We start from the raw sequence: 5,987 nt of genomic DNA, 5'->3' as shown, positions 1-5,987 counted from the left end.
TTCGACCAGGTCGCAGCCTTCACGCATGAGTTCGAGACCGCGTTCGATCAGGTGAGGAAGGGCGAGATCAGCCCGACGGAAGATCTGATCTCGGTCGCGCTGGCGGCGAGGGACTACATCCGTGCGCTGATCGAGGCACCGGACGACACCGACGCGATCATCGGCGAAGCGATCCTGGATGATCTCAGGCAGTTCGTGGCTCCGCGGGAGCAGGCGGCGGAGCTGCCTGCCGCAACGATAGCCGTGGCGCCGGTGCAGGCGGGCGGTGTCGCGGGCTGGAAGCTCTATCTCGAGTTCGAGCAGCAGGTGCTGCGCAACGGCTCGAACCCGCTCGACCTGCTCGACGATCTCTGCAAACTGGGTCCGTGCTTTGCGGTGCCGCTGACCGACGCCATCCCGCTGCTGGATGCGCTGGAGCCGGACGACTGCTATCTCAAATGGGACGTCACGCTGCAGTGTGACTGCGAGCGGAGCGCGATCGACGACGTCTTCATGTTCGTGTGCGACGAGATGAAGCTCGTGGTGACGCCGCTTTCGCCGGCCGATCTGGCGCTGGTGCCCGTTGCTGCAGCACCAGATACGCCGGCGGCGATCGTTGCTGAGGTTGACGCGGTGCCAATCGTCTCCGTTGAGGAGGCGCCGCTTGCGCCGGCCGCCGTCGCGCCCGCCGCCACCGAACCTGCAGCTGCGCCGGCCGCACAAGCTCCGGCCAAGGCGCGGCGCGAGGAGGGCAAGCGGGGCGAGGATCGCGCGGTGGCGACGGTGCGGGTGCAGGCCGAGCGGCTCGACGAGCTGATGGACCGGGTCGGCGAGCTCGTGATCGCGCAGGCAAGACTGAGCCAATTGGCCGCGGCAAGCTCGGACCTGTCGATCAAGATGATCGCCGAGGAGATCGAGCGGCTGGCCGGCAGCCTGCGCGACACCACGATGGGCGCGCGCATGGTGCCGATCGGCTCGCTGTTCGGCCGCTTCCGCCGCCTGGTGCACGACCTGTCGCGCGATCTCGACAAGCCGGTCGAGTTCATCACCGCGGGCGAGGACACCGAGCTCGACAAGACCATGATCGAGTGCCTGGCCGATCCCCTGGTGCACCTGATCCGCAATGCGATCGACCACGGCATCGAGGATACGGCGAGGCGGACCGCGGCCGGCAAGACCGAGCCGGGCCGCATCGAGCTGCAGGCGATCCATTCCGGCGCCCAGGTGCTGGTGACGGTGCGCGACAATGGCGGCGGGCTCAACACCGCGCGTATCAGAGCCAAGGCCGAGGAGCAGGGCCTGATCGCGCCGGGCGCGAGCCTGTCCGACAGCGACATCCACCAATATCTGTTCCACCCGGGCTTCTCGACCGCACAGACGATCTCGGCGCTGTCGGGCCGCGGCGTCGGCATGGACGTGGTCAAGCGCACCATCGAGAACATGCGCGGCACCATCGACCTTGCGACGAAGCCAGGGCAGGGCACCACGGTGACGCTGCGGCTGCCGTTGACCTTGGCGATCATCGAAGGGCTTTTGATCCGGGTCGGGGCAGGCCGCTACATCATCCCGCTGTCGGCGGTGGAGGAATGCGTCGAGCTGACGGCTGAGGACCAGCGCTCGCGCGGCCGCAGCTTCCTCAATGTGCGCGGCGGCCTGGTGCCGTTCCTGCGGCTGCGCGAGCTGCTGCATGCCGGCGGCACGCCGGACCCGCACCAGAAGACGATCATCATCTCGACCGGGGAGAGCCGGGTCGGGCTGGTGGCGGACCAGATCATCGGCAACCACCAGACCGTGATCAAGTCGCTGTCGAAGCTGCATTCGGACGTCACGATCTTCTCGGGCGCGACCATCCTGGGCGACGGCACCGCGGCGCTGATCCTGGATGTGGCGCAGCTGGTGGCGCTGGCGCAGGCGAAGGCCGAGAAGCAGATGAACGAGGCGGCGTGATGAGCATCGGGCAGAGCCGGGACATGACCGCGGCCGGCGACCAATCGCTGCAGGTGGTGATGATCGGGCTGGGCGAGGAGAAGTTCGCGCTGGAAGCCGAGCTGGTGCGGGAGATCATCGATCCGGTGGCGGTGACGCCGGTGGCGGGCGCCAAGCCGTTCGTGGCGAGCGTGATCAACGTGCGGGGCAATGTGATCCCATTGGCGGACCTTCGCGTCCGCTTCGGGATGCCGCAAGCCGACGCCTCGGTCGACAGCCGGATCGTGGTGATCGAGATCAAGCTGGACAACGAGCCGGTGCTGGTCGGGCTGACCGCGGACAAGGTCTACGAGGTCACCGAGATCACGCGGGCCGACGTGCAGCAGACGCCGCGGGTCGGCATGCATTGGCGGCCGGAATACATCCGCTGCATCAGCAAGTGGCGTGAAGAGTTTGTCATCGTACCGAATATGGAACGCATTTTGAACTAAGGACGTCCTGGGCTGGGACGAGTGGGGCTGATATGAGATTTACCATCAAAGCCAAGCTGGCATGTGCGTTCGGAGTGATCATCGTCCTGTCGATGGCGGCCGGCGGGATCGCTTACATGAAGCTGAGCGATATGATCGCCAATGCAGACAGCATGGCGCTGCGCGCGAAGCGGATGGAGAAGGCTGCGGAGATCGAGAAGGAGATATTGATCCAGCTTCGCAACGAGAAGAACGCCGTCCTCGGGACGGAGCAGCAGGCCGAGCAGTTTGTCGCAGACACCGCGAAGAGCCGGGAGGTCACGCAAAAGACCAGGGACGAGGTCTATGGTCTGGCAAGCGAGACCGGAAGAAAGCTTCTCGACGGCTTCTCCTCTGCCTATTCGCGAATGATGGCGTTCCAGGACGAAACGCTCAAGCTCGCCCGAACGGACAAGGCAAAGGCGACCGAGCGCACGATGAACGAGGGCCGCAAGGTGGTGGCCGAGGCTCTCGAAGCCATGACGGCCTATGTCTCGAACACGAAAAAGCTGCTGGCTGAGCAGGTGGTTCAATCGCGAGTCGAAGGCCAGCAAGCCCAATTCATGCTCATGACCATCATCGGAGCGTCGCTGGCGATCGCGATCGCGGCTGCCATCTGGATTTCACTCAGTATCAGCCGGGCTCTCGGGCGCGCGGTCGATTTGGCGGGCGCGGTCGCCAACGGCGATCTCAACCGGACCATCCCTTCGGCGAGCAATGACGAGATCGGAGACCTCATTCGTTCGCTCAACGGCATGGTGGAAAAACTGCGGCAGGTGGTCACCGAGGCGCTGACCGCGGCGAACAACGTCTCCGCCGGCAGCCAGGAGCTGTCGGCCTCCGCCGAACAGCTGTCCCAGGGTGCGACCGAGCAGGCCTCCTCGGCCGAAGAGGCCTCCTCCTCGATGGAGGAGATGGCCGCGAATGTGAAGCAGAACGCTGAGAACGCCAACCAGACCGAGAAGATCGCGACGCAGTCCGCCAAGGATGCTGAGACCAGCGGTGCCGCGGTTGGCCGTGCCGTCCAGGCGATGCAGACCATCGCCGAGAAGATCACCATCGTGCAGGAGATCGCACGGCAGACCGACCTGTTGGCGCTGAACGCGGCGGTGGAAGCCGCCCGCGCCGGCGAGCACGGCAAGGGCTTCGCGGTGGTCGCCTCCGAAGTGCGCAAGCTCGCCGAGCGCAGCCAGGCTGCGGCGGCGGAGATCGGCACGCTATCGACCGACAGCGTCAAGGTGGCGCAGGAAGCCGGCGCGATGCTTGGGAAGCTGGTGCCTGACATCAAGAAGACCGCAGAGTTGGTCCAGGAGATTACCGCAGCCTGCCGCGAGCAGGACGTCGGCTCGGCGCAGATCAATCAGGCGATCCAGCAGCTCGATAAGGTCGGCCAGCAGAATGCCAGCGCCTCCGAGCAGGTGTCTTCGACCTCCGAGGAATTGGCCTCGCAAGCTGAGCAGCTGCAGGCCACCATCTCCTTCTTCCGGATCGACGACGCCGCAATCGATGCGGCCGGGGAAACTGGGGCGCCCATCGATCGCGCCGTCGGCCAGCTGCGCGCCAAGGCGGCCAAGATGGCGGTGGTCGAGCGTGGCGCCAAGAAGTCCACGCCGGGGCGGGCAGCGCCGCCGCGGCGCAATCTCAAGGCAGCCGGCGGCGGCGGCTTTGCCTTTGCGATGGACGATGGCGTGGACGAGCGCGACGGCGATTTCCAGCGCTGAGCCAGGCGGCAGCGCCGGCCTGCATCGATCGCGCATCGGAGTTCATCGAAGCCGGATCAATCCGGCTTCGATGGCAGCGAGCGCATTCGCATCGGAAGACGCAGTCCGGGTGAAGGCTAAGCTCTCTCGAACTTGATGGCGATCGCGTTTGGGACTGGCGCGCGATGGCCGCGCTCAGGCCACCAGCCGTGACGGCCGGTCCTTGCGCTGGAACGGCGGCAGTGACTGCGTCGTTGCGATCGTCGCGACTTCGTCCCAGCGCGACAGGAACGCGTCGACGCAATCGGGATCGAAATGCTGGGCCCGGTTCCCGACCAGATAGTCGCGGGCGTCCAGCAGCGACATCGGCTCTTTATAGGGACGCCGCGTCGTCAGCGCATCGAAGACATCGGCCACGGCGACCACGCGCGCCGCAATCGGAATCTCCGCCCCCTTCAATCCATTCGGATAGCCGGCGCCGTCCCATCGCTCATGGTGTGCGAGCGCAATCGTTGCCGCGAGCCGGATCAGGTCGCAGTCGCTGTCCGCGAGGATGTGTTCGCCGATCTTGGCGTGAGTCCGCACGATCGACATCTCGCTGTCGGTGAGCCGGCCGGGCTTGAGCAGGATGTGGTCCGGAATCCCGACCTTGCCGACGTCGTGCAGCGGGGCGGCGAGATAGATCTCGCGACAGACGCGCGACGGCAGGCTCAGTTGCTCGGCGATGATCTGGCTGTATTTGGCGACCCGCAACGTATGCTCGCCGGTGTCGTTGTCGCGATATTCGACGGCAAGCGCGAGGCGCAGGATGATCTCCTCCTCGCGTTCCTGCAGCTTGCGCGTTGCAGCTGCGACTTCGACGGCGAGATGCGAGGCGCGGTCGTTGAGGCTTCTGACGGCCTGGCCGAGGCTGACGAGATTGCGCAGGCGCACCCTCACTTCGACGCTGTTGGGACGTTTGGGAAGGAAGTCGGTCGCACCGGCCTCCAATGCGCGCAGCTTGATGTCGTCGGAGTCGCTCGATGTGATCATTGCCACCGGCGTCTCGCTGAAGCCCGCCAGCGAACGCAGCTCGCGGATGAAGCGGATGCCGTCCATCTTCGGCATTTCATAGTCGACCAGTACGATGTCGAAATGGCGCTCGCGGGCGACGTCCAGGGCCTGGACGGGATCAAGGAATGTGCTGGCCTCGACTGCGCCGTCGGCTTCGATGAGACGCTTCAGGAAATCAAGAACCGATGGGCTATCGTCAACGATGAGCGCTTGGGTCAACATCCGCCGATCTCTGCTGAAAATTTGGACGGTAGCACCAAAGTCGCCAAAGCTAGGGGCCGGTTCTTACCTCGCGGTTAATCACCCTGTCCCTTGCAGAAGCCGGGCTCAATCGTCGACGTAAGCTCACTGCCCGCGCATTTACGTAATGATACGGGAAATTTTTCTTATCGCTTTTTAGCAATTCCCTAATCCTCCATTCCTACCCTGATGCCGTCTTGGCGCTTCGAGGGCGCGGCGAGCCAAGATCGTGTGGGGGCATGCGTGGCTGATCCTGTCGACTCGAAATTCCGGCTTCCTGTCAGTTGCGACATGGTGGCCAGCCGTAATGGCCATGGCGTCACGCAGCAGGCCGATCGACGGCCGTCGATTGAGTTCGTCTTGAGCGCCAAATTGGATGAGGCGGGACGGCCATGAGCAGTCTCGATCCCTCCGAGGTTTTTCGCCAGGAAGCAAGCGAACTGTTGGAGGCGTTGGAAGGAACGCTGCTGGATCTTGGTCAGCGTCCGGAAGACAAGGAGCTGGTCGACACTGCGTTTCGTGCGCTGCATACGATCAAGGGCTCCGGGGCGATGTTCGGCTTCGACCAGGTCGCAGCCTT

General features: G+C 64.7%; 5 protein-coding genes. 4 read left to right on the top strand and 1 reads right to left on the bottom strand.

From position 1 onward, the window contains the following. From QX071_RS33980 to QX071_RS33970, 3 genes are all read left to right on the top strand, one after another. Positions 1-1,926, top strand: a 1,926-nt coding sequence (locus QX071_RS33980) for a chemotaxis protein CheA (protein WP_315751521.1), incomplete at its 5' end; no start/stop codon positions are given. Further along, a complete protein-coding gene (locus QX071_RS33975; protein WP_315701791.1) occupies positions 1,926-2,396 on the top strand; it encodes a chemotaxis protein CheW in 471 nt (156 codons plus the stop codon). The genes QX071_RS33980 and QX071_RS33975, both read left to right, overlap by 1 nt. A gap of 32 nt (positions 2,397-2,428) precedes the next feature. After that, positions 2,429-4,135 carry a methyl-accepting chemotaxis protein gene (locus tag QX071_RS33970; protein ID WP_315707376.1) on the top strand — a complete coding sequence of 569 codons (1,707 nt, stop codon included), beginning with the start codon at positions 2,429-2,431 and terminating at the stop codon, positions 4,133-4,135. A gap of 174 nt (positions 4,136-4,309) precedes the next feature. On the opposite strand, the gene QX071_RS33965 is transcribed toward QX071_RS33970, so the two are convergent. Next, positions 4,310-5,389 carry an HD domain-containing phosphohydrolase gene (locus QX071_RS33965; protein ID WP_315707375.1) on the bottom strand — a complete coding sequence of 360 codons (1,080 nt, stop codon included), beginning with the start codon at positions 5,387-5,389 and terminating at the stop codon, positions 4,310-4,312. 410 nt (positions 5,390-5,799) lie between these two features. Between QX071_RS33965 and QX071_RS33960 the strand changes: the two genes are divergently transcribed. After that, positions 5,800-5,987: Hpt domain-containing protein (locus QX071_RS33960; RefSeq protein ID WP_315707374.1), on the top strand; the 188-nt coding region annotated here is incomplete at its 3' end.

Origin of the sequence: Bradyrhizobium sp. SZCCHNS1022, from assembly GCF_032484835.1 — a bacterium.
Classification (GTDB): Bacteria; Pseudomonadota; Alphaproteobacteria; order Rhizobiales; family Xanthobacteraceae; genus Bradyrhizobium.
This window is presented reverse-complemented; position numbering and strand designations above follow the sequence as displayed.

What these genes read in the sequence shown, in the direction of transcription:
- QX071_RS33975 (WP_315701791.1), top strand. Translation starts at nt 1,926, where the DNA reads ATGAGCATCGGGCAGAGCCGGGACATGACCGCGGCCGGCGACCAATCG.
- QX071_RS33965 (WP_315707375.1), bottom strand. Translation starts at nt 5,389, where the DNA reads ATGTTGACCCAAGCGCTCATCGTTGACGATAGCCCATCGGTTCTTGAT.
- QX071_RS33970 (WP_315707376.1), top strand. Translation starts at nt 2,429, where the DNA reads ATGAGATTTACCATCAAAGCCAAGCTGGCATGTGCGTTCGGAGTGATC.